Raw genomic sequence first — 25,570 nt, 5'->3', positions numbered from 1 at the left:
CACCCAGCGTAGACACCATGGGCGGTTCGGGCCTCGGTGCTTCGCCGACTCTTGGCCTGCGGCAGGATGGATGCCACCTGGTACGGACGCGTCACTCGCGTTCGTACTGAAGACAACCGCTGGAGACGCCCGGTGAGTTCCCCAGATCCGCAGGTTCGCGCAGCGCGAAACGAGTCAACCAATTCCGCCACGCGCGGGCCCGTCGTCGCGGTCACCGGCGCCGCGTCCGGCATCGGCGCACTGCTCGCCGAACGGCTCGTCGCCTCGGACGAGATCAAGCAGGTCATCGCGATCGACGAGCGGCGCGGCGAGTGCGCGGGGGCGCAGTGGCACATCCTGGACGTACGGGATCCGGCCATCGCTGACAAGCTGCGCGGCGCCGACGTGGTGGTGCACCTGGCGCTCGACCTGGATCTGGAGACCGATCCCGCCGCCCGTACGGCCTACAACGTACGGGGGACGCAGACGGTGCTGACCGCGGCCGCCGCGGCCGGTGTCCACCGGGTCGTGCTGTGCACGTCCGCCATGGTGTACGGGGCGCTGCCGGACAACGAGCTGCCGCTGTCCGAGGACGCGGAGCTGCGGGCCACGGCCGAGGCCACCGGTGTCGGTGACCTCCTGGAGATCGAGCGGCTCGCCCGGCGCGCGCCGCGCGCGCATCCCGGCCTCAATGTCACCGTCGTACGGCCCGCGGTGCTCGTAGGGGGCACCGACACCGCGCTGACCAGGTACTTCGAGTCGCCCCGGCTGCTCGTGGTCGCCGGGTCGCGGCCCGCCTGGCAGTTCTGCCACGTCGAGGACCTGTGCAGCGCCCTGGAGTACGCCGTCCTGGAGAAGGTCGACGGGGAACTCACCGTGGGCTGCGACGGGTGGCTGGAACAGGAGGAGGTCGAGGAGCTCAGCGGGATCCGGCGGATGGAACTGCCGTCGGCCGTCGCGCTGGGAGCGGCGGCCCGGCTGCACCGGATCGGCCTGACACCGTCCCCGGCCGGGGACCTGGCGTACACGATGTACCCCTGGGTGGTCAGCGGAAGCCGGCTGCACGACGCGGGCTGGCGGCCGCAGTGGACCAACGAGGAAGTGCTCGCCGAACTCCTGGAGGAGGTCTCCGGCAGACACACCGTCGCCGGCCGGCGGCTCGGTCGCAAGGACGCGACGGCGGCCGGAGCAGCGGGCGCGACGGTGGCGCTGCTGGGCGCGGCGGCCGTGGTGCGCAGGGCCCGCAAGGCCCGGCGCCGGATCTGAGAGCGAACCTTGTAGGAGACTCCAAGACCGCACACGCGCGTGCCGGGTGAAACGTCTGTTCCGGGTTGTCACAGGCGTGCGGCACGATGGAGGCATGGCACCCACCAACGACCATCCCGGCGAGCAGGCCGCGCAGGACCCCATCAAGCTGATCGCCGTCCGGGAGACCGCGCTCTCCCTGGACGAGGTCTTCCAGGCGGTCGGGGACGACGCCGCGGGCGGGACCGCGCTGTTCGTGGGGACCGTGCGCAACCACGACGGGGGAGCCGATGTGGACCGGCTCGGCTATTCGTGCCACCCGAGCGCCGAGGCCGAGATGCGGCGGATCGCCGAGAAGGTCGTGGCCGGATACCCGGTGCGGGCCCTGGCCGCCGTTCACCGCATCGGGGACCTGGCCGTCGGGGACCTCGCCGTGGTCGTCGCCGTTTCCTGTCCGCACCGGGGCGAGGCCTTCGAGGCCTGCCGGAAGCTGATCGACGATCTCAAGCACGAGGTGCCGATCTGGAAGCACCAGACGTTCTCGGACGGTACGGACGAATGGGTCGGCGCTTGCTGAGCCCCCTGCGCCACGCCCGGGTTGCGTAACCGCACCCCTGGCGTCAGCGTTCTCAGTGTGACTGGTTAATCTGCTGATCAGTCAGTTCTTGCGGTCGCTCACTGGGGTCGGGAGGTCGGCATGGGGGCGCTCCTGTGGTTGTTGATTCCGTTCATGGCAGCGATCGGAGCCGGTCTGTGGGGAACTTGGGCCAACCGGACCCGCAAGGTCCGCGGCGACGGGCCCGAGCTGGACGGCTACGCCCGCTTCCGTGAGGCCATGGAGAAGCCACGCTCCCGTACGTGACATGACAGAGGTGGGCCTGACGGTGCGCTGACAGCACCTTCCCGTACTGTCTTGGCATGCCACGCCGCACCGCGACGATGCTCGCCTCCACCCTGATGCTGATCGCGCTCCTGTGCGCGGGAGTGTTCATTCCCGTGCCGTACTCGGAGATGTCCCCGGGACCCACGGTCAACACGCTCGGGGACCACGACGGCGAGCCGGTGCTGCAGATCTCCGGGCGCAAGACCTACCCGGCCGACGGCCACCTGAACATGACGACCGTGCGGGTCACCAGCGCCGACTACAAGATGAACCTCGTCGAGGCCGTCTACGGCTGGCTGGCCCACGACAGCAAGGTCGTGCCGCACGACACGCTCTACCCGGACGGCAAGACCGAACAGCAGTCCACCCAGGAGAACGCCGAGGAGTTCAGCCAGTCCCAGGAGAGCGCCAAGGTCGCAGCCCTGAAGGAACTCGGCATCCCGGTGAAGAGCTGGGTGATCGTCTCGACCGTGGTCAAGGGCTCCCCGGCGCAGGGCCGACTGCACGCCGGAGACGTGATCAAGGCCGTCGACGGTACGGCCGTGAAGCAGCCCGCCGACGTCGCCAAGCTCGTGACCAGGCACCAGCCCGGCGAGAAGGTCGACTTCACGATCGTGCCCGCGAAGGACCAGGCCGCCGCAGAGAAGAAGAACACGACGGCGACCACGACCCAGGACGTCACGATCACGACCACCACCTCCGACGACAGCGGCAAGAAGCGCGCCATCGTCGGGATCTCCGCGGGGACCGATCACACCTTCCCGTTCACCATCGACATCAAGCTCGCCGACGTCGGCGGTCCGAGCGCCGGACTGATGTTCGCGCTCGGCATCTACGACAAGCTCACCCCGGGTGATCTGACCGGCGGCAAGTTCGTGGCCGGCACCGGGACGATCGACGACAACGGCAAGGTCGGCCCGATCGGCGGCATCGAGATGAAGACGGTCGGCGCACGCGACAAGGGCGCCCAGTACTTCCTCACGCCCGCCGAGAACTGCGCGGCCGCCGCCAAGGACACCCCGAGCGGGCTCACCCTGGTCAAGGTGAACACCATCGAGGACGCCCTCGGCGCGCTGAAGGACATCCGTACCGGGAAGAGCTCCGACCTGCCGAAGTGCACGACCAAGTAGCCCGGAGGGCTACGGCGGCCTACTCCTCGAAGGTCGCGGCCAGGGCCTGCGCCAGGCCCGGCACTAGGTCGGAGCCCGTGAGGACCTCCGTCGGGGTGTCCTTCTCGCGCAGCCGCAGCGCCGAGTCACGGGCGCCGTCGCGCAACACAGCCACCGTCATCCGGACCTCCTGACGGTCCGGATGACCGGCCACCCACTTGGCCAGCCCCGCCTCGTCCAGTCCCTCGGGGACCTGGGACTCGGCGGACGGCGGCAGCATCAGCCGCTCCACCGTGAGCGCACAGCCGGCCACCGCGTCGGGCCAGGCGATCGTCGCGAGGAACTCGTCCAGCGGCTTGCCGGCCGGGATCTCGTCCTGCTCGACCGGGGTGAGCCCGGTGGTGTCGGGGTCGTCCGCAAGGCCCAGCTGGGCCGCGAGCGCGGGCTCCTGGGACCGCAGCCGGGCGGTGTCTACGAGGGCGAAGAGGCGGGCGGGCTGGTCCCAGCCGAGGCCGGAGGCGTACTCGTCGATCTCGAGTACGGCCCGGGTGAGCGGGCTCGCTGCCATGGGAGTGTTGGACATGGTCACAATCCTGCCTCGTTCATGGCCGGAATCGGGAACCGAGTAAACGGTGAGTAAGTTGCATAGGTGTGGGCCCGCGATCACGGGGGGCCACGGAGGGGCTCACGAACACGCGGGGGCCTGACGAACCGACAGCGACTTCGAGGTGCGCACCTTGGCTTTCCAGATGCCGGACCGCGGCGGAGGCCCGACGGGGCCACGGATCAGAGTGGGCCGCCCGTCCCGGCGAGTCCGGACCCTGCTGATGACACTGGGCGTCCTTGCCGTCCTCGGCATGGCGTTCACCATGTTCGCGGGCTTCTGGACGGACTGGCTCTGGTACCGCTCCGTGAAGTACTCGTCCGTCTTCACCACCACCCTGTGGACCAAGATCGGACTGTTCTTCGTCTTCGGTCTGCTGATGGCCCTCGCGGTCGGCTTCAACATCTGGCTGGCGCACCGGCTGCGGCCGCCGCTGAGCGCCATGTCCATGGAGCAGCAGAGCCTGGACCGCTACCGGATGGGCATCGCGCCGTACAAGACCTGGCTGTTGCTCGGGATCACCGCCCTGGTCGGTCTGATCGCCGGCGCCTCGGCGTCCAGCCAGTGGCGCACCTGGCTGATGTGGGTCAACGGCGTGCCCTTCCACCAGAAGGACCCGCAGTTCCACCTCGATGTCTCCTTCTACGCCTTCGACCTGCCCTGGTACCGCTTCCTGCTGGGCTTCGGCTTCGCCGCCGCGATCCTCTCCCTGATCGCCGCCGCGCTCACCCACTACCTGTACGGCGGCCTCAGGATCACCTCCCCGGGCGCCCGCGCCACCGCCGCCGCCACCGGTCATCTCTCGGTGCTGCTCGGCATCTTCGTGGCGCTGAAGGCCGTCGCGTACTGGCTCGACCGGTACGGCCTCGCGGTCAAGTCCAGCGACTTCAAGGCGACGGACAACTGGACGGGCCTCAGGTACGTCGACGCGAACGCCTATCTGCCCGCGAAGACCATCCTGTTCTGCATCGCCGTCATCTGCGCGCTGCTGTTCTTCGCCACCCTGTGGCGCCGCACCTGGCAGCTGCCCGTGATCGGCTTCGGCCTGATGGTGCTCTCGGCGATCCTCATCGGCGGGCTCTACCCCGCGATCGTCCAGAAGTTCCAGGTCCAGCCCAACGAGCAGGCCAAGGAAGCGCCGTACGTCCAGAAGAACCTCAAGGCGACACGTGAGGCGTACGGCATCGACGACACCAAGGTGACCGACTACTCGGGGACCAGCACCACCAAGGACAAGACGAAGCTGCGTGACGGCGTCGACGACGCGGCGAGCATTCGCATCCTGGACCCGAACATCGTCTCGCCCACCTTCCAGCAGCTCCAACAGATCAGGAACTACTACGCGTTCCCCAACAATCTGGACGTCGACCGCTACAGCAAGGACGGCAAGGAGCAGGACACCGTCATCGGTCTGCGCGAGCTGAACCTCAACGGCATTCCGAAGAACAACTGGATCAACGACCACTTCCGCTACACCCACGGCTACGGTGTGGTCGCCGCCAAGGGCACCGAGGTCCAGGACGGCCAGCCCGTCTTCACCGAGTCCGACCTGCCGTCGACAGGTGACCTCGGGAAGTACAAGCAGCAGATCTACTACGGCGAGAAGACCACCACCTACTCGATCGTCGGCGGTCCCCAGCAGGAGATCGACTACTCCGACGACAGCGGCGAGAAGACCACCAGCTACAAGGGCAACAGCGGCGTCAACCTCGCCAACCCGATCAACCGGGCCGCCTACGCGGTCGCGTTCAACGAGCCGCAGATCCTCTACTCCGGGGCGATCGGCAAGGGTTCGCGGATCCTGTACAACCGCACCCCCAAGGAGCGCGTCGAGGCGGTGGCGCCCTGGCTGACCATCGACGGCGACGCCTATCCGGCGGTGGTGGACGGCCGTATCCAGTGGATCGTCGACGCCTACACGACGACGAACGGATACCCGTACGCCTCCCGGACGACCCTTGGTGACACCACCGCCGACTCGCTGACCGCGACCAACACCAACCGCGCGGTGGTGGCCCAGCAGAACCAGGTCAACTACATCCGCAACTCGGTGAAGGCGACCGTTGACGCGTACACCGGCGAGGTCAAGCTCTACCAGTGGGACACCGCGGACCCCGTCCTGAAGACGTGGATGAAGGCGTTCCCGGGCACGGTGAAGCCGAAGAGCGACATCACGCCCGAGCTGCAGGCCCACTTCCGTTACCCACAGGACCTGTTCAAGGTCCAGCGCGAGCTGCTCAGCCGCTACCACGTGACGGACGCCCAGACCTTCCTCACCGGCAGCGAGGTGTGGCAGGTGCCGGACGACCCGACCAACAAGTCGGGCAACGCGGTGCCGCCGTACTACCTGAGCATGAAGATGCCCGGCCAGACCTCGCAGGCGTTCTCGCTGACGACGACCTTCACGCCGAACGGACGGGACAACCTCAGCGCGTTCATGGCGGTCGACGCCGATGCGAGCACCAGTGACTACGGCAAGATCAGAATCCTGAAACTGCCGACGAGCACGACCGTCGACGGACCCAAACAGGTACAGAGCAAGTTCAACTCCGAACAGAACATCGCCGCGGCGATCAAGCTCCTCAAGGGCGGCGACTCCGACATCGAGTACGGCAACCTGCTGACGGTGCCGCTCGACGGAGGACTGCTCTACGTGGAGCCGGTCTACGTACGCGGCGGTGGACTCAAGTACCCCCTGCTGCGCAAGGTGTTGGTGACCTACGGAGGCAACACCGCCTTCGAGGACACCCTGGGCCAGGCCCTCGACAAGGTCTTCGGCGCGGAGAGTACGACCACACCGCCGTCGGACACGGGGACGAACCCGCCGCCGACGTCGAGCAACCCGACGGTCCAACAGGCGCTGAACGACGCCCAGAAGGCCTTCGACGCCGGCCAGGAAGCCCTCAAGAAGGGCGACTGGCAGGCGTACGGCCAGGCCCAGAAGGACCTCCAGGACGCCCTCAAGCGGGCCGAGGACGCGCAGTCCAAGGCAGGCGGGACGAGCGGCGGCGGCAACAAGAGCAGCAGCCCCGGTCCGAGCGGCAGTCCGAGCCCGAGCAGCAGCTCCGGCAGCGGCTGATCATGTCCACCCCGCGTCGTGGTACGGTTGCCACACAACGACGCGGGGTGGAGCAGCTCGGTAGCTCGCTGGGCTCATAACCCAGAGGTCGCAGGTTCAAATCCTGTCCCCGCTACTGCAGTCGAAGGCCCGGATCCTCAAGGATCCGGGCCTTCGTGATGTGCGAACGCATGTGCCGGTCAGGGGGATCGTCATGCCGCCTCCGGGAGTTGGGGGAACTGTGTTTGACTTGTCTCTCTGTGGGCATGTCGACAAAACGCTGAAGTGACCTCACTGGCTGCGGTATACCAGGTGTACCCGGGTTGCAGGTGGTGCGACGATGGACGTTATGGGGGACAAGGCAACTCTGTTCGAGACAGGGCGATTTGTGCAGCCTTCCGAACCGGGCGAAGCCGGGGAGGTGGCTGAGGAGGCCGTCGAGGAAGTTCGCCGGCGGCTCGCCGCCGAGGCCGGCGACGTCGAGGCGATGAGCGTCCTCGGGGCCATGCTGCTGCGCCGTGGTGACCTCGACGGAGCCGAGCCCCATCTGCGTGCCGCCACCGCCGCGGGCGACCGCGCCGCCGCCAACAACCTGGGGGTCCTTCTCCACCAGCGCGGATACGCCGACGACGCAGCCGGCTGGTGGCGGATCGCCGCCGTCGCCGGGTCCGCGGCCGCCGCACATGCGCTCGGGCGTCATCACCGCGAGCGCGGGGACGAGCCCGCCGCCGAGTACTGGCTGCGGCAGTCCGCAGAACAGGGGCACGCCCTGGGCGCCTACGCGCTCGCCGACCTGCTGGAGCACCGCGGGGACGCCGCAGCCGAGGACTGGATGCGGGCCGCGGCGGAGCGCGGGCACCGGGAGGCGGCGTACCGCCTGGCGCGCGCGCTCGACCGCAGGGCGGCCCGCCAGGGCGAGGACGGGGCTGACAACGGTGTCGAACTGCTGGCTCAGGCCGAGCAGTTCTACCGGCAGGCCGCCGCGCGCGGACACCGGCGGGCCGCGCTGCACCTCGGCGCGATCCTGGAGAAGCGCGGTGAGCTCAAGGAGGCCGGGCGCTGGTATCTGACCTCCGCCAAGGACGGCGAGGCGCGCGCCGCCTGCGCGCTCGGGTTCCTGCTGCGGGACGCCGGCGACACCGAGAGCGCCGCCGTGTGGTGGCTCAGGGCCGCCCAGGACGGGGACGGCAACGCGGCCAACGCGCTCGGCGCCCTGCACGCCGAGCGCGGCGAGACACAGACCGCCGAGCGCTGGTACCGGGCCGCGATGGACGCCGGTGACGACAACGGCGCCTACAACCTCGGGCTGCTCTGCGCCGAACAGGGGCGGACCGCACAGGCCGAGCAGTGGTACCGCCGGGCCGCGTACGCCGGACACCGCGAGGCGGCGAACGCCCTGGCGATCCTGCTGTTGCAGGGCGGCGACACGACGGGCGCCGAGCCGTGGTTCTCCAAGGCCGCGGAGGCCGGGAGCGTGGACGCCGCGTTCAACCTGGGGATCCTGCACGCCGGGCGGGCCGAGGACGACGTCGCGCTGCTCTGGTACGAGCGTGCCGCGGCCGCCGGGCACACCGAGGCGGCGCTGCAGGTCGGCATGGCGCGGCTGCGGGACGGGGACGAGCGGGCGGCGGAGCGGCATCTGCGCTGCGCGGCAGGAGGCGGCAGCGCGGAGGCCGCGTACCGGCTGGCGACCGTGCTGGACGCCCGGCGCCCGCCCGCGCCGGCGCATGAGCTCGGGGAGTCCGTGCACGAGAAGAGCGAGTGCGAGGAGTGGTACGAGCGCGCGGCTTCCCAGGGGCACCGGCGGGCGCAGGTACGGGTCGGAATGATGGCCGCCGCCCGCGGCGACGTGGTGGACGCGGCGCGCTGGTACCGCGCGGCCGCCGAGGCCGGCTCCCGCAACGGCGCCTTCAACCTCGGGCTGCTGCTGGCCCGCGAGGGGAGCGAGCCGGAGGCGGCCGTGTGGTGGACGCGGGCCGCCGACGCGGGGCATGGGCGGGCGGCGCTGCGGCTGGCCCTGGTCTACGCGCGTCGGGGTGAGCTGGCGGAGGGGCAGCGGTGGGCGGACCGAGCGGTGACGCTGGGGCCGGCGGAGGTGTCGGAGCGAGCGGCTCGACTGCGGGACGCGTTGCTGGAGGAGCTGTCGGCGTAGGGGGCCGGCGGTGGGCCGGCCGCCGGGGGCGCCGTAAGCGATTTGCCTCTGGTCGCGGGCTTGACGTAATGTTGCGTTCACCGACGCGGGGTGGAGCAGCTCGGTAGCTCGCTGGGCTCATAACCCAGAGGTCGCAGGTTCAAATCCTGTCCCCGCTACTGAAGGCCGAGGGCCGGAATCCAGTGAATGGATTCCGGCCCTCGGTGTTTCCCCGCTCTTGCTTGTCTGCGCAGAAGGTGGTTACGCAGAAGGTGGTTACAGAGAGTGCTTACGCCGCCGCGCAGTTCGGGCAGATGCCCCGGTAGGTGACCTCGACGTCCGAGACGGTGAAGCCGAAGCGCTCGGTGTCGGGGAGGTCGGCGAGCGGGTTGCCGCTCGGGTGGACGTCACGGATCGCGCCGCACTGGGCGCACACCAGGTGGTGGTGCGGCCGGTGCGCGTTCGGGTCGTAGCGCTTGGCGCGCTTGTCGGTGGAGACCTCGAGCACCTCGCCGAGCGAGACCAGCTCGCCCAGCGTGTTGTAGACGGTCGCGCGGGAGATCTCGGGCAGCTTGGCGACGGCCCGGGAGTGGACCTCGTCGGCGGTCAGATGCACATGCTCGCCGTCGAGAACCTCGGCCACGACGCGCCGCTGCGCGGTCATCCGCCATCCGCGTCCACGCAGCCGTTCCAGAAGGTCGCTCATGAAATCCAGCCTAACAGCCGGGGGACCATTTTCCGAACAGGTGTGAGTTTGGATCGCTGCTGGATTTGGACTAAGTCCAAGAGGGTTCTCCGGTCCCCTGTTGGTTCAGGCGGGCACGTGCTGCCGTGCCGGCGCCCAGCAGCGGATGATGTCGCGGACCGAGACGATGCCGGCCGGCTCGCCCCGGTCGAGGACGATGAGATGGCGGAAGCCGCCGTGGGCCATGGCGCGGGCCGCCTCCTCCAGCGTCCAGGACGGGGCGGCGAAGACGACGTCGTTGGTGGTGTGGTCGTGGGCGCGCTCGATGTCGGGGCTCTGGCCGAGGCCGACGGAGTTGAGGATGTCGCGTTCGGTGAGGATGCCGATACCGCCGGCGTCGGGGTCGAGGACCAGCGCCGCGCCGACACGGCGGGCGGACATCAGGGCTGCGGCCTGGCGGAGGGTGTGGGCGGGGCCGATGGTCAGAACCACCGTGCTCATGGCGTCGCGGACGAGCATGGACTTCAGCCACCTCCAAGGAGATCCCACTTAGTTCCAGGATTCACAAGTTCACAAGTGGGGGGACTCTCAGAGTCGCAGGTAAAGCGGGAGTCAACAAGAGGGCGCGTGCTGCCAATTGAGGGCGCACGCGCTCATCTGTGCTTTTGCGCGTGCGCCTCAGTAGCGCTCGTTGAGATAACCCAGCAACTCGTCGTGCAGCAGGCCGTTCGAGGCGGCTGCGTTGCCGCTGTGGGGGCCCGGGCGGCCGTCCAGGCCCGTGAAGGTGCCGCCGGCCTCGGTGACGATGATCGTGTTGGCGGCCATGTCCCACAGGGAGAGCTCCGGCTCGGCGCAGATGTCGACCGAGCCCTCGGCGACCATCATGTACGGCCAGTAGTCGCCGTACGCGCGCGTGCGCCACACCTCCCGGGTCAGGTCCAGGAAGCCGCCCAGCCGGCCCTGGTCCTCCCAGCCGGACAGGGAGGAGTACGCGAACGAGGCGTCCGCCAGCTTCGCGACGCGGGAGACATGCAGACGGGAGGCGGAGGAGAGGCTGCGGCCGGTGAAGGCTCCGTGGCCCTTCGCGGCCCACCAGCGGCGGCCCAGAGCGGGTGCGGAGACGACGCCGACGACGGGCTCGAAGCCGGTCTCGCCCGCCTCCATCAGGGAGATCAGGGTGGCCCACACCGGGACACCGCGTACGTAGTTCTTGGTGCCGTCGATCGGGTCGACCACCCAGCGGCGGGGGCCCGTGCCCTCCAGGCCGTACTCCTCGCCGAGGACCGCGTCCCGGGGGCGGGCGCGCTGGAGCTGGCCGCGGATGAGCTCCTCCGCCGCCTTGTCCGCTTCGCTCACCGGGGTCATGTCCGGTTTCGTCTCGACCTTGAGGTCGAGCGCCTTGAAGCGGGACGTCGTTGCCGCGTCGGCGGCGTCCGCGAGGACGTGGGCGAAACGGAGATCGTCGAGGTAGTCCGGCATGGAACGAACGCTATCCGGCGAGGTCGCGGTGGGGCCACCAGGCCATGCTCACGGTTTGGCGGCACATTGCCGCCACCGGGGGCGGCACACGGAGGCCGCGGGGCGCCCCCGCGTGCGCTCGCGAACCCTTGACAGTGCCCCTGTGCGCGTCAAATCTGGGCGCAGAGCCGCTCGCCCCAGGGAGGCGATGATGCCTGCAGCGCGGGAATCCCTACTGGACGCCGCGTACACGGCGCTGGCGCGCCGACCGTGGTCCGCCGTACGGATGGTGGACGTCGCTTCGGCCGCCGGAGTGTCCCGGCAGACCCTCTACAACGAGTTCGGCAGCAAGGAGGGGCTCGCCAGGGCACTCGTGAGAAGGGAGGCGGACGGCTATCTCGCCGGGGTCGAACGGGCGCTCGCCACCCACAGCGACGCCCGGGACCGGCTCACCGCGACCGCCGAATGGACCGCGTCGACGGCGCGCGAGAACGCACTCGTACGGGCCATGCTGACCGGCTGCTGGAGTGAACGGCTGCCCTCGCCCACGCTGTCCGCGGTGCCGTCCTCCTCGGCGGTGCCGGCGCAGCGGCGGGCGGACGGCCCGCTGCCGTCGCCCGGCGACTTCGTGGCGATCGTGCGGGACCGGGCCGTGGCGGTGCTGTCGAAGCCGGGGGCGGTCAAGTCGGACACGGCGGATCTGGCGCGTTCCTGTGAGCTGGTGGTGCGGCTGGCCCTGTCCTGCGTGGCGGCGCCGCCGGGGGAGGGCGGGGTGGCGGACCTGGTGCGCACGGCCCTGCCCCGGCAGGCGGTGTGACGGGGCGCAAGGTCGACGCGTCTTCGGGATGTTCTTCTTCGCGGCGTGAGGGAAGCCGCGCGTCCACTGCTCAAGTGACCTGTTTCGACGCCGACTTCGGCGGGCGAGCGGTCGCACGGGGTCGACCGCACGCCGGCGGAAGGGGAGTTGACGCGGACCGGCATGCGGTCTGCGGCCGCCCGCCGTCGAAGTCGTCGAAGTCGTCGAAGTCGTCCAAGTCGTCTAGTGGGCGGACCCGGAGAGCTGGAGGCCGATCACGCCCACGATGACCAGGCTGATCGAGACGAGCTTCAGCATCGACACCAGGTCACCGAGGAAGATCATGCCGTAGATCGCGGTGCCCGCCGCGCCGATGCCGGTCCACACCGCGTAGGCGGGGCCGACGTCCAGCTTCCTCAAGGACAGGGTGAGGAGGCCGAAGCTGCCCAGGGCGAAGGCGCAGAACGCGATCGTCGGCCACAGGCGGGTGAAACCGTGGGAGAGCTTGAGGCACACGGCGAAACCCGTCTCGAGCAATCCGGCCACCACTACCAGCAGCCACGCCATGTGCTGTCCTCCCGTATGTCCGGCTCGGTGCGATTATGCACTTACCGGCCCGGCGGCCCCACAAACAACGCGGAGGTCAGTCGCCCTCCTTGCGCTCCCGCGTGGACAGCAGACGGCGCAGTGAATAGAGCCGGGCCGGGTCGGCGTGGCCCTCGGCCACCCACGCGTCCAGCGCGCAGTCCGGCTCGTCGTGACTGCACGCGCGCGGGCAGCCCTCCGTGCCCGGTTCCAGGTCGGGGAAGGCGTGGATGACGCGGGACGGGTCGATGTGGGCGAGTCCGAAGGACCGCACGCCCGGCGTGTCGATCACCCAGCCGTCGTCGCCGCTGAGCGGGAGCGCCAGTGCCGAGGTGGTGGTGTGGCGGCCGCGGCCGGTCACCGCGTTCACATGGCCGGTCAGCCGCCGCCGGTCCTCCGGGACCAGCGCGTTGACCAGGGTCGTCTTGCCGACGCCGGAGTGACCGACGAACGCCGTGACCCTGCCGTCGAGTTGCTCGCGCACCCGGGCCGCCGCGTCGCCGCTCTCCAGCTCCTCGCGGCTGGTGACGACATAGGGGATGTCCAGGTCGCCGTAGAGCTCCAGGAGTTTGTCGGGCGGGGCGAGGTCCGACTTGGTCATGACCAGGAGGGGTTCCAGGCCGCCGTCGTACGCCGCGACCAGGCAGCGGTCGATGAGGCGCGGCCGGGGTTCCGGGTCGGCCAGGGCGGTGACGATGGCGAGCTGGTCGGCGTTGGCGACGACCACGCGCTCGTACGGGTCGTCGTCATCGGCGGTGCGGCGCAGCACCGAGGTGCGCTCCTCGATGCGGACGATGCGCGCGAGGGTGTCCTTCTTGCCGGACAGGTCGCCGACCAGGGCCACCCGGTCGCCGACGATCGCCGCCTTGCGGCCGAGTTCGCGGGCCTTCATCGCGAGCACGATCCGGTCCTCGACGAGACACGTCAGACGCCCCCGGTCGACGGTGAGGACCATGCCTTCGGCGGCGTCCTCGTGCTTGGGCCGGATGTTGGTGCGCGGCCGGTTGCCCTTGCGGTTCGGGCGGCTGCGGATGTCGTCCTCGTCGGTGTGCTTGCCGTAGCGGCGCATGGCGGAAGTCCCTACGCCCCGAGCATCCCGGCCCACATGTCGGGGAAGTCCGGCAGGGTCTTCGCCGTCGTCGCCACGTTCTCGATCTGCACTCCCTCGACCGCGAGGCCGATGATCGCGCCGGCCGTCGCCATACGGTGGTCCTCGTACGTGTGGAAGATCCCGCCGTGCAGTTTGCGCGGACGGATGTGCAGACCGTCGGCGGTCTCGGTGACGTCACCGCCGAGCTCGTTGATCTCCTTGGTGAGCGCGGCCAGCCGGTCCGTCTCGTGCAGCCGCAGATGGGCCACGCCGCGGAGGGTGGAGGGGGAGTCCGCGAGGGCCGCGACCGCGGCGATGCCCGGGGTCAGCTCGCCGACCTCGCTCAGGTCCACGTCGATACCGCGGACCGCGCCCGAACCGGTGAACTCCAGGCCGTACTCGGTCAGTTCGCAGGAACCGCCCATGTCGGTGAAGATCTCCCGCAGCTTGTCGCCGGGCTGCGTGGTGCGGGACGGCCAGTCGGGGATCACGACCTTGCCGCCGGTCACGAGGGCGGCCGCCAGGAAGGGCTGCGCGTTGGACAGGTCGGGCTCGATGGTCAGGTCCCGGCCGAGCAGCGCGCCCGGCGTCACCCGCCACACGTTGGGCTCGCCGCCCGACTCCGGGGTGTCCACCTGCGCGCCGACCGCGCGCAGCATGTCGACGGTCATGCGGATGTGCGGCAGGGACGGCAGGGAGCTGCCGATGTGACGGACCTCCACGCCCTGGTTGAAGCGCGGGCCGGACAGCAGCAGGGCGCTCACGAACTGGGAGGACGACGAGGCGTCGATCTCCACCGGGCCGCCGTCCAGGGCGCCCCCGCCGTGCACCGTCAGCGGCAGCGCGCCACGGCCGTCGTCGTCGATACGGGCGCCGAGCACGCGCAGGGCGTCGATGACGCCGTTCAGGGGGCGCTCGTACGACCTCGGGTCGCCGTCGAAGCGGATGGGGCCGTCGGCGAGCGCGGCGACCGGGGGAAGGAAGCGCATCACGGTGCCGGCGTTGCCGACGTCGACCGTGGCCGGGCCGTGCAGGCCCGTCGGGAGCACCCGCCAGGTCTCGCCGGTGCCGTCGGGGCCCACGCCCTCCTCGATACCGACGCCCATGGCGCGCAGCGCGCCCGCCATCAGCAGGGTGTCGCGGGAGCGGAGGGGGCGGCGCAGCCAGCCCGGTTCGCTGGCGAGAGCCGCGAGTACCAGGGCGCGGTTGGTGACCGACTTGGACCCCGGTACGTGGACCGTCGCGTCGACGGCTCCGCTCGCGAGGGGGGCGGGCCAGAGGGCGGTGTGTGCGGGGGTTGTGGCCATGGGGCCACTTTATAAGCAGGGGGTTCTTCGGGTGCGGTGCCGTGGGGGCTGGTCGCGCCCCGCGGCGGAGCCGCTGATCGACACGGCCCCGCACCGCTGAAGGCAGCTGGTCACACCTCCAGCAGCCAGCGGCCGCCCCCTATCAATGAGCACAACGACACCGCGTGGAACAGGAACAGCCACAGCCCGGCCGGGACATGCGTCAACCGGGACAGCTGATCCGCGTCCGAGTCGCCCGCGCCCCCGCGGCTCCGTTTCGCCTGGAGTTCGAAGGCCGGGCGTACCCCGCCCACCAGCAGGAACCACACCACCGCGTACGCGAACGCCGCCTGCACCTGCGGTCCCGCCAGCCACGACACCAGCAGGAAGGTGCCGCCCGTCAACACGACCGTCAGCGCGCCGTACGCGTTGCGGATCATCACCAGCATGGCGACCAGCAGGGCCGTCGCCAGCCACAGCAGCAGGGTGATGTGGCCGACGGCGAGCAGGGCCGCGCCGCCGAGGCCGAGGAGCGGGGGAGCGGTGTAGCCCGCGGCCGCGGTGAGGATCATGCCGAGGCCGTGCGGCTTGCCGCGGCTCACTGTGAGGCCGCTGGTGTCGGAGTGCAGCCGTATCCCCGTCAGCTGTCGGCCGGTGAGCAGGGCGATCAGGCCGTGGCCGCCCTCGTGGGCGATGGTGATGGCGTTGCGCGAGATGCGCCAGACGTTGTGCGGGACGACCACCGCCAGCGCGGCGACCAGGGTCGCGATCACCACCCAGAGGTCGGGGTCCGGCTGGCTGCCGGAGACCTGGTCCCACAGGGAGGCGAGCGAGGCGGTTGCGGTGGGGTGCATGTTCGGCGGTGGCTCCCTCGGGTGGGGTCGAATCTGGCAGTGTGGCACGTATGTGCGGACGGTATGCAGCGAGTCGTAGGCCCGAGGATCTCGCAGGAATCTTTGAGGTCGAGAAGTGGGAACCCGAGGAGACCCTCGCGCCCGACTACAACGTGGCCCCCACCAAGGAGGTCTACGCCGTCCTGGACCGCCCTCTTAAGGACGTCGAGGACCCGCGCCCGGTTCGGCAGCTGCGCAAGCTGAAGTGGGGCCTGGTGCCGTCCTGGTCGAAGACACCGGAGGGCGGGGCGCGGATGATCAACGCCCGTGCCGAGACCGTCCACGAGAAGCCGTCGTACAAGCGGGCCTTCACCTCCCGCCGCTGCATCATCCCCGCCGACGGCTACTACGAGTGGGTCACCGGCAAGGGCGAGCGGGACCTGGAGGTCGAGGGGAAGAAGAAGCGGCCCCGCAAGCAGCCGTACTTCGTGCTGCCCGCCGACGGTTCGGTCTTCGCGATGGCCGGGCTGTACGAGTTCTGGCGGGACAAGACGCTGCCCGACGACCACCCGCAGGCCTGGTGGGTGACCTGCTCCGTGATCACGACCGAGGCGGAGACGACACCGCTCGCCGTCGCCCCTGCCGAGGGCCCGCACGCGCTCGCCGACATCCACCCCCGGATGCCGCTGATGCTCACCCCGGACCGCTGGGACGCCTGGCTCGACCCCTCGCGCACCGACCCCGAGGACCTGCGGTCGCTGCTGGCGCCGCCGCCCGCCGGGCTGATGCGCGCCTACCCCGTCTCCACCGCGGTCAGCAACGTCCGCAACAACGGACCGGAGCTGCTGAAGGAACTCGAGGGCCCCGAAGAAGGCACACTTTTCTGATGTGACAGATCTGACAGAAGTGACACAGGACGTCGAGACCGGCGCCGGTACGGCCCGCATCACCTGGCGCCATGCAGCGCAGCCTCGGCTCGTCCTCGCCGTCAGCCACGGCGCCGGCGGCGGCATCGAGGCACGGGACCTCCAGGCCCTCGCCGAGGTCCTGCCCGGACACGGAGTGACCGTCGCCCTCGTCGAGCAGCCCTGGCGGGTGGCGGGCAAGAAGCTGGCCCCGGCCCCGAAGACGCTCGACCTCGGCTGGCGCGGGATCTGGCCCGCGCTCGCCGGGCCCGGACTGCCGGTGATCTCGGGCGGACGCAGCGCGGGCGCCCGGGTCGCCTGCCGTACGGCCGTCGAGCTCGGCGCCCATGCCGTCCTCGCCCTCAGCTTCCCGCTGCATCCGCCGGGCAGGCCCGAGAAGTCCCGCGCCGAGGAGCTGCTCGGGTCCGGGGTGCCCACCCTCGTCGTACAGGGTGGGAACGACCCCTTCGGAAAGCCCGAGGAGTTCCCGGAGGGGACGTACGAACTGGTCGAGGTGGACCATGGCGATCACGGGTTCGCCGTGCCCAAGCGGGCGGGGACCACCCAGGAACAGGCGCTGGAGATCATCACGGACGCAGTCACCCAGTGGACCGCGTCACTCGGGTGACGGCGGGGAATGCCGCGCGGGTGGCCACTGTTGAGGCGGACAGAAGTGCTGGAGACCAGCACCGATCGTCGTAGGAGAGGAAGTCCGCCGCATGGGTTCGACCATCTGCCCGAGCCGCAGCAGCCGCACTGACCTGGACTGGACGGTGCTGACTGCGGCCAAGACCACCCCTATTCGAGGGGCGGCGGGGACGGGTCGTCGTCTATCCTCCGATTCTGGCGACACCGGTTTCGGTGCTGCCCGGAATCTTGAGGAGGTGGGTCCGGTCACTGGGATCGACGCAGGGACCGACAACGGCCAGGCGGAGCTGCCCGAGGGCCAGGGCATCAGCGCGGAGTCGACCGCTCAGCGCAGCGCGCGCTTCGAGCGGGACGCGCTCGAATTCCTCGACCAGATGTACTCGGCCGCCCTGCGCATGACGCGCAACCCGGCCGACGCCGAGGACCTGGTGCAGGAGACGTATGCCAAGGCGTATGCGTCCTTCCACCAGTTCCGCGAAGGCACCAATCTCAAGGCGTGGCTGTACCGGATCCTCACCAACACCTTCATCAACTCGTACCGCAAGAAGCAGCGCGAACCCCAGCGCTCCGCGGCCGAGGAGATCGAGGACTGGCAGCTCGCCCGCGCCGAGTCGCACATGTCGACCGGTCTGCGCTCCGCGGAGTCGCAGGCGCTCGACCACCTGCCCGACTCGGACGTGAAGGAAGCACTCCAGGCGATCCCCGAGGAATTCCGCATCGCCGTGTACCTCGCCGATGTCGAGGGCTTTGCGTACAAGGAGATCGCGGACATCATGGGGACACCCATCGGTACGGTGATGTCCCGGCTGCACCGGGGCCGCCGTCAACTGCGCGGCATGCTCGAGGACTACGCGCGCGAGCGCGGACTGGTCCCGGCCGGCGCCGGAGAGTCGGACGAAGCGAAAGGCTCGGGCTCATGAGCTGCGGAGAGCCGCACGAGACGGACTGCAGTGAGGTCCTCGACCATCTCTACGAGTTCCTCGACAGTGAGATGCCGGACGTCGATCGCGACAAGTTCAAGCAGCACTTCAAGGAGTGCTCGCCGTGCCTGGAGAAGTACGGCCTGGAGCAGGCCGTGAAGAAGCTGGTCAAGCGGTGCTGCGGCCATGACGACGTACCGAGCGACCTGCGTGCGAAGGTGCTCGGGCGGCTCGACCTGATCCGCTCCGGACAGGCCGTCCCCGAGCACGACATCACCGCGACCCCGCAGGAGTCCTGAACTCCCCCGGACCTTCGTCCGGAATGCCTGGAACGGGCTGTCGTCACTCGAACGTGCTAATCCGCGGTTCATAAGCCCGCGGACGCCCCCCGGCCCGCCCTAGTCTCCTCACCCGGAGCAGGTTCGGCCGGGAGGAGCGTGATGGAGGCGGTTCCGGCACGGGCACGCGCGTACGTCGCCTGTACGGTCCTCGGCGCGTTGCTGTGCCTGCTTCCGCTGCTCGCCGTCCACACGTCCTGGCGGGCGGTCGCCCTGCTCGCCCTGCTCTACGCCGGCTGTGAGCAGGCCGCCGCCCGATGGCGCTTTGCCGGAACGTTCTACCCGGTGCTGCTCGCCGCCGCCTTTCTGCTGCCGCCCCCGGCCGCCGCGCTGGTCGCGCTGCCGGGGGTGCTGCTGTCCCGGGTCGACCAGCGGCCGCGGCGGCTGCGGCGGAGCTGGCGCGCCGCCCAACTCGTCCTCGGCGTGTGGGTCGCGGGCCGGGTGCACTGGTCGCTGGGCGGGCGGGACGCGGTCGTCGCCTCCGACTTCCCGTACGCGCTCGTGCCCGCGGGCGCCGCGGTACTGGCCTTCTGCCTGGTGCTGACCGCCCTCGACGGCGGAATCCGCGCGCTGGCCGAGCGGGTGCCGGTGCGGCGGGCCTGGCGCGGGCTGTTCGTACGGTCCCTCGCGCCGGTGGTCGTGCACGGGCTCGCCGGGCTGATGATGGCCGTCCTGTGGCGCAGCCCCTACGGGCCCGTCGCCGCGCTGCTGGTGCTGCTGCCGATGTGCGTGTCCTGGTGGGTGTTCACGCAGTACCACCGGGAGCGCGCCGCCCACCAGGCGACGATCCGGGCGCTGGTGCAGGCCGTCGACATCAAGGACGAGTACACCCGCGGGCACAGCGAACGGGTCGGCCAGGCCTCCGTGATGATCGCGCGGGAACTGGGCATGGACGACGAGCGCGTCGAGGTCCTGCGGTTCGCCGGGATCCTGCACGACGTGGGCAAACTCGGCGTCCCCACACGGCTGTTGAGGAAGGACGGACCGCTGACTCCCGAGGAACGCCGGGTGATCGAGCTGCATCCCGAGTACGGCCACGAAATGGTGCGCGGAATCGGTTTTCTGGGCGAGGCCCGGGCCGCCGTGCTCCACCACCACGAACGCCTGGACGGCAGCGGCTACCCGTACGGACTGCGCGGAAGCCAGATCCCCGAATCCGCACGCGTGGTGGCCGTCGCGGACGCCTTCGACGCGATGACGTCCACACGCTGCTACCGGCGCGCCCGGCCCGTCCCGGTCGCTCTGGAGGAGCTCCAGCGGTGCGCCGGGGCACAGTTCGACCCCCGCATGGTCTCCGCCCTGGTGCAGGCGCTCGCCCGCTCCGGCTGGCACCCCGCAGTCACCGCGGAGGAGCAGCCCCGGCTCCCCGCACCGGCCGCGGCCGTCTCCAGCCGGCCGGGGGCGCGCGGATGAGTGTCTGGTGGTCGCGGGGGAGGTGCAGCTCCGCCTGTCTGTACCGGCCGGGGTGGTCTCGAGTGGGCCGGGGCTCGGCCGGTGGTTGCGGTAGAGCAGCCTCCCTTGCCGGTAGTCGTTGCGGCCGTTTCCAGCGGGGCGGGACCCCGGGATGGGCGCCTCGCGGCCGCGGTGGCGCAGCGTCGCCTGTCCGGCCCCGCCGAGGCTGTTTCCAGTTGGCCGGGGGCCCGCGGATGAGCGCCCGGCGGCGGGGGAGGTGCAGCCCCGTCTGCCTGTGCCCGCCGGGGTCGTTTCCAGTTGGCCGGGGGCCCGCGGATGAGCGCCCGGCGGTGGGGGAGGTGCAGCTCCGTCTGCCTGTGCCCGCCGGGGTCGTTTCCAGTTGGCCGGGGGCCCGCGGATGAGCGCCCGGCGGTGGGGGAGGTGCAGCTCCGCCTGTCTGTGCCTGCCGGGGTCGTCTCCAGTTGGCCGGGGGCTTGGGGGTGGGTGGCCGGTGGTTGCGGGGGAGCAGCCTTGCCTGTCCGGCCCCGCCGAGGCCGTTTCCAGTCGGCCGGGGGCCCGCGGATGAGCGCCCGGCGGCGGGGGAGGTGCAGCCCCGTCTGCCTGTACTCGCAGCGGCCCTTTCCAGCGGGCCGGGGGCATGGGGACGGGTGCCCGGTGGGTGTGGCACCCGCCGTGGTCGTCTCCAGCCGGCCCGGAGGCCGTGGATGAGCGCCCGGTTGCCGCTGACGCTTCTCATCCACGCCTGTGCCGGGCTCCTCGCCGCCGTCTCGCTCGCCGTCACGCACCACACCGGCCTGGAGGAGCGGCCGACCGCTCTCGCCTTCGGGCTGCTCGTCACCGTGGGCGAGCTCAGCCGCTGGACCGGTGCCCGGGTCAGGGAGGCCGCGCCGCTCGGGGCCGCCGGGGCGATGTCGTACGCCCTGCTCGGGGAGGACGCCGGGCAGCCCACCCACCACGGCGTCACCCAGGTCGTCGCCGTCGTCCTCGCCGCCGCCCTCATCGGCAGCGTGCCGCACATCGCCCGCGGACGCGGACCCGTGCTCGACCACCTCGCGCGGCGCGTGCTCACCGTCGGATTCGCCGCCTTCTGCTTCCAACCCCTGTACAACCGGGGGGCGTTCGGCCAATGGCACGGCCCCGCCTACGCCCTGCTGCTCCTCGCCCTCCTCGCGCTCACCGCACTGTGCGACGCCGTGCTCGCCGCCGCACTCGCCCACTCCCGCACCCGGTGGCCCTTCGGCCCGCTGCTGCGGGACGAGCTGCACGCCCTCCTCGGCATCGGCTCCGCCGTGTGCGCCACGGGCGCGGTGATGGCCCTCGCGGTCGCCGTCGTCGGACTGTGGGCGCTGCCCGTGTTCTCGCTGCCGCTGCTGCTGACCCAGCTGTCCTTCAAGCGGTACGCGGCCGTGCGGACCACCTACCGGCAGACCATCACCTCCCTGGCCCGCGCCACCGAGATCGCCGGGTACACCCCCGCCGGGCACGCCCGCCGGGTGGCGGCCCTCAGCCGCGCCGTCGGACGTGACCTCGGACTCACCCGGCCGGAACTGACCGTGCTGGAGTACGCCGCCCTCATGCACGACATCGGCCAGCTCAGCCTGGTCGACCCGGTACCGGCCGGTGCCACCGCCGGCCTGCCCACGGCCGAGCAGCGCCGTATCGCCCTGCTCGGCGGGGCCGTCGTACGCCAGACCGGCGTCGACCCGGCGGTCGCCGTGGTCGTCGAGCGGCAGGCCGACCCCTACCGGGAGCAGCCCCTTGCCGCCCGGATCGTGCGGGCCGTCAACGCATACGACGAGAAAGCACGCGACGCCGGGCCCGGCGGGCCCCTCACGGCGCTGGAGGAGCTGCGGCTCGCCACCGCCGGGGACTATGCGCCCGAAGTGGTGGAATCGCTGGCCCGGGTCCTCGCACGGGACTGTCTGACCCTGCCTGCGGCTGGGTAACCCATGGGTAATGAGCGCCCTTCCAGCCGTACGTGGTTGGATGCGAATGAGAGGGTGTGTCCGGGGGCAGCACTAGCCAGCCCACTCCACGGAACTGGCAGGGAATCGTGAGGATCTTCGGCAAGGGACGGCACCGGCCCTCCGCCTCCTGGCGGCAGGCCACCGACCGCGCGTTCACGCTGATCGGTGACGGCCGGTACGAGGACGCGGGCGCTCTGTTGACACGTGCCGCCGACCTGGAGCCCTGGCTCTCCGAGTCCTGGTTCAACCTCGCCCTGTTGCACAAGTTCCGGCACGACTGGGAGCAGGCCCGCGCGGCAGGCCTGCGCGCCGTCGCGCTGCTCGACCGGGAGACCGGCGCCCCCGACTGGTGGAACGTCGGCATCGCGGCCACCGCCCTGCAGGACTGGCCGCTGGCCCGGCGGTCCTGGCAGGCGTACGGGCTGCGGGTGCCGGGGGCTGCCGCGGCGAACGGCGAGCCGGTCGGGATGGAGCTCGGCAGCGCCGCCGTACGGCTGTCCCCGGAGGGGGAGGCCGAGGTGGTGTGGGGGCGGCGGCTGGACCCCGCGCGTATCGAGGTGCTGTCGATTCCGCTGCCGTCGTCCGGGCGGCGGTGGGGTGAGGTCGTGCTGCACGACGGGGTGCCCCATGGTGAGCGCACCACGGCCGCCGGGCATGCCTATCCCGTGTTCGACGAGATCGAGCTGTGGGCGCCGTCGCCGGTGCCGACGTGGGTGGTGCTGCTTGAAGCCGCCACCGAGGCGGACCGTGATGCTTTGGAGCAGCTGGCTGCGGATGCTGGTTTTGCGGCGGAGGACTGGTCGTCGTCCGTGCGACTGCTGTGCCGGATGTGCTCCGAGTCGCGGATGCCCTCGGATGAAGGTGATGGGGAGCATCTTGACCCCCATGACCACAGTGAGCCTGGGCATCCCGGTCCGTTGGGGCATCGCACCGATGGTCAGTTGTGGGTGCCTGAGCGGGAGTGCGGGGTGGCGGCCCCGGCTTCCCTGGTCAGGGGGTTGTTGGACGGGTGGGTTGCCGATAGCCCCGACTCTCGGGACTGGCGGGATCTTGAAGAGGTTTGCTGAGGAGCGTGGCCGAGTGCGGGTTCGTCGTGGCTGGTCGCGCAGTTCCCCGCGCCCCTGAAAGGGGCGCTTCCCCGTACCCTGTATCCGCAGCAACCCCCGGTTTTTGAGGAAGGCATACGTCGGCATGGCGCAGCAGGACACCGATCAGCAGCACGTGGGCGTGCTTCCCGTGGACGACGACGGCTTCGTCATCGACACGGAGGAGGCCGAGGAGCGCGAGAACGCCTGGCGGGCGGCCGGGACCTCGCGGCCCATCACCGTCGTCGGGAACCCGGTGCTGCACAAGGAGTGCAAGGACGTCACCGAGTTCGGTGAGGAGCTGCGGCAGCTGATCGCCGACATGTTCGCCTCGCAGCGCACCGCCGAGGGTGTGGGCCTGGCCGCGAACCAGATCGGCGTCGACCTGAAGGTCTTCGTCTACGACTGCGGCGACGACGAGGGCGTCCGGCACGTCGGTGTCGTCTGCAACCCCAAGCTGGTCGACCTGCCCGCCGAGCGGCGCCGCCTGGACGACAGCAACGAGGGCTGTCTGTCGGTGCCCACCGCGTACGCACCGCTGGCCCGTCCCGACTACGCCGAGGTGACCGGCCAGGACGAGAAGGGCAACCCGATCAAGGTCCGCGGCACGGGCTACTTCGCCCGCTGCCTGCAGCACGAGACCGACCACCTGTACGGCTATCTGTACATCGACCGCCTGTCCAAGCGTGAACGCAAGGACGCGCTGCGGCAGATGGCCGAGAACGAGCCGCGCTACCCCGTCGTCGCGAACGACTGAGGTCACCCGGGCTGGTCAGGCGGCCGCCTCCGGGCCCCTGAAGGTGCGCCGGTAGGCGTTCGGGGTCGTGCCGATCGCCTGGACGAACTGGTGGCGCAGCGCGGCCGCGTTGCCGAACCCCGCCCGGCCCGCGATCGCGTCCACCGTCTCGTCCGTCCCCTCGAGCAACCGCTGGGCCAGCAGCACACGTTGCCGCAGGATCCACCGGTAGGGAGTCGTCCCCGTCTCCTGCTGGAAGCGGCGGGCGAAGGTGCGCGGCGACATATGGGCGCGGTCGGCGAGCTGTTCGACCGTGACCTCCTCGTCGAGGTGCCGCTCCATCCACACCAGCACCTCGGCGACCGTGTCGCCGTGCGAGCGGGGCAGCGGGCGTTCGATGTACTGTGCCTGCCCGCCGTCCCGGTGCGGGGGCACCACCATCCGGCGGGCGATCTTGTTCGCGACCTCCGGGCCCTGCTCCTTGCGCACGATGTGCAGACAGGCGTCGATGCCGGCGGCGGTGCCCGCCGAGGTGATCACCGGGTCCTCGTCGACGTAGAGGACATCGGGCTCGACCGTCAGCTGCGGGTACGCCCGTGCCAGCTCCTCGGCGTGGTGCCAGTGCACGGCGCAGCGCCGGCCGTCGAGCAGCCCGGCCGCGGCGACGACGAAGACTCCGGAGCAGACGCTGAGGATCCGGGCGCCCCGGCCGGCCGCGCGCCGCAGCGCGTCGAGGAGCTCGGGCGGGAACTGCCGGGTCTCGAAGCAGGCGCCGGCCGGCACGGCGATCAGGTCGGCCTCCTCCAGCCGCTCCAGACCGTGCTCGACGTTCATGGAGAAGCCGGCACGGGTGCTCAGCACCGGACCCTCGGCCGAGGCGACCGCGAAGTCGTAGACGGGCAGTCCGTCGTCGCTGCGGTCGGTGCCGAACACCTCGCAGACGACGGCCAGTTCGAAGGGGTTCACACCGTCCAGGACGACGGCGGCGACGTTCTGCAGCATGCCATCAGTGTGCCTCGCCATTGGCAGTATTTCGAGGGTCTACGGCAGTCCTGCCACTGTTTGTCAGGAGCTATCGGCGCGACAGTGGTGTCCATGGATACGGCACACCTCGAAGGACTGATCGGAATGCTGACCGTTCTCGCCATCCTCGTTCTCCTGGTCCTCCCGTCCGTGCTCGGTATCGCGCGCGACCGTCGCATCGACCGGCAGATCCGCGAGGCCGAGCGGGCCCGCCGGGAGGCCGAGGACCTCGCCCCCGCCGGGCGTCCCGCCCGTCGGCAGCGCTACTTCACCACCACGGTGACCCACCACTCCTGAATCCCCAGGCACGAGACCCGGCCGGACTGGGCGGCGCACAGCGGCCGCGTGGACTCGAGCCGGGTCTTGCCGTCCGCCACGGCCTTGAAGGCGGCGCTCGCATCGCCGGGCTGCAGGACGAAGCCGCTGTTGGCGGCCCGCAGCACCGAGCCGCTCGCGGTGACCGGCTTCCAGGGCCGCTTCGCGGTTCCGTCCAGACTGATCCGGACGGTGTCGCCCACCGCCAGACAGACCGTACGGCCGCTGTCGGCGGCACCGAGCGTCGACGCCCTCGTGCAGCCGCCCGAGGGGCTCGGCGCAGGACTGGCCGGCGGGCTCTTCCTGGGTGTGGGGGAGGACGACACGTTGTTGCCGTCGCCGCCCTTGCCGCTGTCGGTCTGGTTGCCGCAGCCGGCCAGGGCGAGGGTGAGTGCCGCGAGGGCGAGGGTCGTGTGGCGGATCGTTCGACGCATGGGGGGCCTCCTCACCTCTGTGACGTGTGACCCCGACGTCCGGA

26 protein-coding genes and 2 tRNA genes are annotated in these 25,570 nt (G+C 70.8%); 18 read left to right on the top strand and 10 right to left on the bottom strand.

The features are described from left to right. The first annotated feature begins 132 nt into the window (after nucleotides 1-132). The 4 genes from ABD355_RS36950 to ABD355_RS36935 all read left to right on the top strand — a co-directional run bounded on the left by ABD355_RS36950 (nucleotide 133) and on the right by ABD355_RS36935 (nucleotide 3,237). Nucleotides 133-1,245, top strand: coding sequence for an SDR family oxidoreductase (locus ABD355_RS36950; protein WP_344405397.1), 1,113 nt, complete (start codon nucleotides 133-135; stop codon nucleotides 1,243-1,245). 94 nt (nucleotides 1,246-1,339) lie between these two features. After that, nucleotides 1,340-1,801: a molybdenum cofactor biosynthesis protein MoaE gene (locus tag ABD355_RS36945; protein WP_344405396.1), complete on the top strand. Its 462-nt coding sequence runs from the start codon at nucleotides 1,340-1,342 to the stop codon at nucleotides 1,799-1,801. Between the two features lie 153 nt (nucleotides 1,802-1,954). Next, nucleotides 1,955-2,086: a hypothetical protein gene (locus ABD355_RS36940; protein ID WP_344405599.1), complete on the top strand. Its 132-nt coding sequence runs from the start codon at nucleotides 1,955-1,957 to the stop codon at nucleotides 2,084-2,086. Nucleotides 2,087-2,142: 56 nt separating this feature from the next. Next, nucleotides 2,143-3,237, top strand: coding sequence for a YlbL family protein (locus ABD355_RS36935; RefSeq protein WP_344405394.1), 1,095 nt, complete (start codon nucleotides 2,143-2,145; stop codon nucleotides 3,235-3,237). Nucleotides 3,238-3,256: 19 nt separating this feature from the next. On the opposite strand, the gene ABD355_RS36930 is transcribed toward ABD355_RS36935, so the two are convergent. After that, on the bottom strand, nucleotides 3,257-3,799 hold the full coding sequence (locus ABD355_RS36930) for a PPA1309 family protein (protein WP_344405393.1): 543 nt from the start codon (nucleotides 3,797-3,799) through the stop codon (nucleotides 3,257-3,259). A gap of 166 nt (nucleotides 3,800-3,965) precedes the next feature. Here ABD355_RS36930 and ABD355_RS36925 point away from each other — a divergent pair, with 166 nt between their 5' ends. The 4 genes from ABD355_RS36925 to ABD355_RS36910 all read left to right on the top strand — a co-directional run bounded on the left by ABD355_RS36925 (nucleotide 3,966) and on the right by ABD355_RS36910 (nucleotide 9,188). Then, entirely contained in the window at nucleotides 3,966-6,899 is a 2,934-nt protein-coding gene (locus ABD355_RS36925) for a UPF0182 family membrane protein (protein WP_344405591.1), read from the top strand. Nucleotides 6,900-6,940: 41 nt separating this feature from the next. After that, nucleotides 6,941-7,014: transfer RNA gene (locus tag ABD355_RS36920), tRNA-Met, on the top strand. Nucleotides 7,015-7,218: 204 nt separating this feature from the next. Continuing rightward, nucleotides 7,219-9,030 (top strand): tetratricopeptide repeat protein, encoded by a 1,812-nt coding sequence (locus ABD355_RS36915; RefSeq protein ID WP_344405392.1) that lies wholly within the window; start codon nucleotides 7,219-7,221, stop codon nucleotides 9,028-9,030. 84 nt (nucleotides 9,031-9,114) lie between these two features. Further along, nucleotides 9,115-9,188, top strand: a tRNA-Met gene (locus ABD355_RS36910). 110 nt (nucleotides 9,189-9,298) lie between these two features. Here ABD355_RS36910 and ABD355_RS36905 read toward each other — a convergent pair. The 3 genes from ABD355_RS36905 to hisN form a co-directional block, all read right to left on the bottom strand. Beyond that, nucleotides 9,299-9,715, bottom strand: coding sequence for a Fur family transcriptional regulator (locus tag ABD355_RS36905; RefSeq protein ID WP_115906041.1), 417 nt, complete (start codon nucleotides 9,713-9,715; stop codon nucleotides 9,299-9,301). A 105-nt stretch (nucleotides 9,716-9,820) separates the two neighbouring features. After that, nucleotides 9,821-10,213, bottom strand: coding sequence for a CBS domain-containing protein (locus tag ABD355_RS36900; RefSeq protein WP_344405390.1), 393 nt, complete (start codon nucleotides 10,211-10,213; stop codon nucleotides 9,821-9,823). A gap of 159 nt (nucleotides 10,214-10,372) precedes the next feature. Continuing rightward, complete coding sequence (hisN, locus tag ABD355_RS36895; RefSeq protein ID WP_344405389.1) at nucleotides 10,373-11,173, bottom strand: histidinol-phosphatase; 801 nt, start codon at nucleotides 11,171-11,173, stop codon at nucleotides 10,373-10,375. A 187-nt stretch (nucleotides 11,174-11,360) separates the two neighbouring features. Here hisN and ABD355_RS36890 point away from each other — a divergent pair, with 187 nt between their 5' ends. Further along, on the top strand, nucleotides 11,361-11,969 hold the full coding sequence (locus ABD355_RS36890) for a TetR/AcrR family transcriptional regulator (RefSeq protein WP_030929101.1): 609 nt from the start codon (nucleotides 11,361-11,363) through the stop codon (nucleotides 11,967-11,969). 222 nt (nucleotides 11,970-12,191) lie between these two features. Here the strand turns inward: ABD355_RS36890 and ABD355_RS36885 are convergent, their stop codons facing one another. The 4 genes from ABD355_RS36885 to ABD355_RS36870 form a co-directional block, all read right to left on the bottom strand. Beyond that, the gene (locus ABD355_RS36885; RefSeq protein WP_344405388.1) at nucleotides 12,192-12,515 is read right to left on the bottom strand and encodes a DMT family transporter; all 324 of its coding nucleotides are present in this window, start codon (nucleotides 12,513-12,515) and stop codon (nucleotides 12,192-12,194) included. 76 nt (nucleotides 12,516-12,591) lie between these two features. Continuing rightward, entirely contained in the window at nucleotides 12,592-13,602 is a 1,011-nt protein-coding gene (gene rsgA, locus ABD355_RS36880; protein WP_344405387.1) for a ribosome small subunit-dependent GTPase A, read from the bottom strand. Between the two features lie 11 nt (nucleotides 13,603-13,613). Further along, nucleotides 13,614-14,930: a 3-phosphoshikimate 1-carboxyvinyltransferase gene (gene aroA / locus ABD355_RS36875; RefSeq protein WP_344405386.1), complete on the bottom strand. Its 1,317-nt coding sequence runs from the start codon at nucleotides 14,928-14,930 to the stop codon at nucleotides 13,614-13,616. A 110-nt stretch (nucleotides 14,931-15,040) separates the two neighbouring features. Continuing rightward, nucleotides 15,041-15,763 (bottom strand): M50 family metallopeptidase, encoded by a 723-nt coding sequence (locus ABD355_RS36870; protein ID WP_344405384.1) that lies wholly within the window; start codon nucleotides 15,761-15,763, stop codon nucleotides 15,041-15,043. Between the two features lie 50 nt (nucleotides 15,764-15,813). Here ABD355_RS36870 and ABD355_RS36865 point away from each other — a divergent pair, with 50 nt between their 5' ends. The 8 genes from ABD355_RS36865 to def all read left to right on the top strand — a co-directional run bounded on the left by ABD355_RS36865 (nucleotide 15,814) and on the right by def (nucleotide 23,775). Then, nucleotides 15,814-16,629, top strand: coding sequence for an SOS response-associated peptidase (locus ABD355_RS36865; RefSeq protein WP_344405382.1), 816 nt, complete (start codon nucleotides 15,814-15,816; stop codon nucleotides 16,627-16,629). Between the two features lie 19 nt (nucleotides 16,630-16,648). Beyond that, nucleotides 16,649-17,275: an alpha/beta hydrolase family protein gene (locus ABD355_RS36860; protein ID WP_425585830.1), complete on the top strand. Its 627-nt coding sequence runs from the start codon at nucleotides 16,649-16,651 to the stop codon at nucleotides 17,273-17,275. A gap of 256 nt (nucleotides 17,276-17,531) precedes the next feature. Continuing rightward, nucleotides 17,532-18,215 carry an RNA polymerase sigma factor SigR gene (gene sigR, locus ABD355_RS36855; protein ID WP_344405380.1) on the top strand — a complete coding sequence of 228 codons (684 nt, stop codon included), beginning with the start codon at nucleotides 17,532-17,534 and terminating at the stop codon, nucleotides 18,213-18,215. Continuing rightward, the gene (rsrA, locus tag ABD355_RS36850; protein WP_344405378.1) at nucleotides 18,212-18,514 is read left to right on the top strand and encodes a mycothiol system anti-sigma-R factor; all 303 of its coding nucleotides are present in this window, start codon (nucleotides 18,212-18,214) and stop codon (nucleotides 18,512-18,514) included. Before sigR ends, rsrA begins: the two co-directional genes overlap by 4 nt. A gap of 141 nt (nucleotides 18,515-18,655) precedes the next feature. Next, nucleotides 18,656-19,966, top strand: a complete 1,311-nt coding sequence (locus ABD355_RS36845) for an HD-GYP domain-containing protein (protein WP_344405377.1) — start codon at nucleotides 18,656-18,658, stop codon at nucleotides 19,964-19,966. Between the two features lie 704 nt (nucleotides 19,967-20,670). Next, on the top strand, nucleotides 20,671-21,912 hold the full coding sequence (locus ABD355_RS36840; RefSeq protein ID WP_344405376.1) for an HD-GYP domain-containing protein: 1,242 nt from the start codon (nucleotides 20,671-20,673) through the stop codon (nucleotides 21,910-21,912). Between the two features lie 107 nt (nucleotides 21,913-22,019). Then, nucleotides 22,020-23,000: a tetratricopeptide repeat protein gene (locus ABD355_RS36835; protein WP_344405375.1), complete on the top strand. Its 981-nt coding sequence runs from the start codon at nucleotides 22,020-22,022 to the stop codon at nucleotides 22,998-23,000. Between the two features lie 124 nt (nucleotides 23,001-23,124). Next, on the top strand, nucleotides 23,125-23,775 hold the full coding sequence (gene def, locus ABD355_RS36830) for a peptide deformylase (protein WP_344405373.1): 651 nt from the start codon (nucleotides 23,125-23,127) through the stop codon (nucleotides 23,773-23,775). A 15-nt stretch (nucleotides 23,776-23,790) separates the two neighbouring features. Here the strand turns inward: def and ABD355_RS36825 are convergent, their stop codons facing one another. Beyond that, entirely contained in the window at nucleotides 23,791-24,756 is a 966-nt protein-coding gene (locus tag ABD355_RS36825; protein WP_344405372.1) for a GlxA family transcriptional regulator, read from the bottom strand. A 93-nt stretch (nucleotides 24,757-24,849) separates the two neighbouring features. Here ABD355_RS36825 and ABD355_RS36820 point away from each other — a divergent pair, with 93 nt between their 5' ends. Next, entirely contained in the window at nucleotides 24,850-25,074 is a 225-nt protein-coding gene (locus ABD355_RS36820; RefSeq protein ID WP_344405371.1) for a hypothetical protein, read from the top strand. On the opposite strand, the gene ABD355_RS36815 is transcribed toward ABD355_RS36820, so the two are convergent. Beyond that, complete coding sequence (locus ABD355_RS36815; protein WP_344405370.1) at nucleotides 25,041-25,526, bottom strand: hypothetical protein; 486 nt, start codon at nucleotides 25,524-25,526, stop codon at nucleotides 25,041-25,043. The two genes, ABD355_RS36820 and ABD355_RS36815, sit on opposite strands and share 34 nt — an antisense overlap. Nucleotides 25,527-25,570 lie beyond the last annotated feature (44 nt).

Source organism: Streptomyces longisporus (assembly GCF_039532765.1).
In the GTDB taxonomy this organism is placed as follows: domain Bacteria; phylum Actinomycetota; class Actinomycetes; order Streptomycetales; family Streptomycetaceae; genus Streptomyces; species Streptomyces longisporus.
This window is presented reverse-complemented; position numbering and strand designations above follow the sequence as displayed.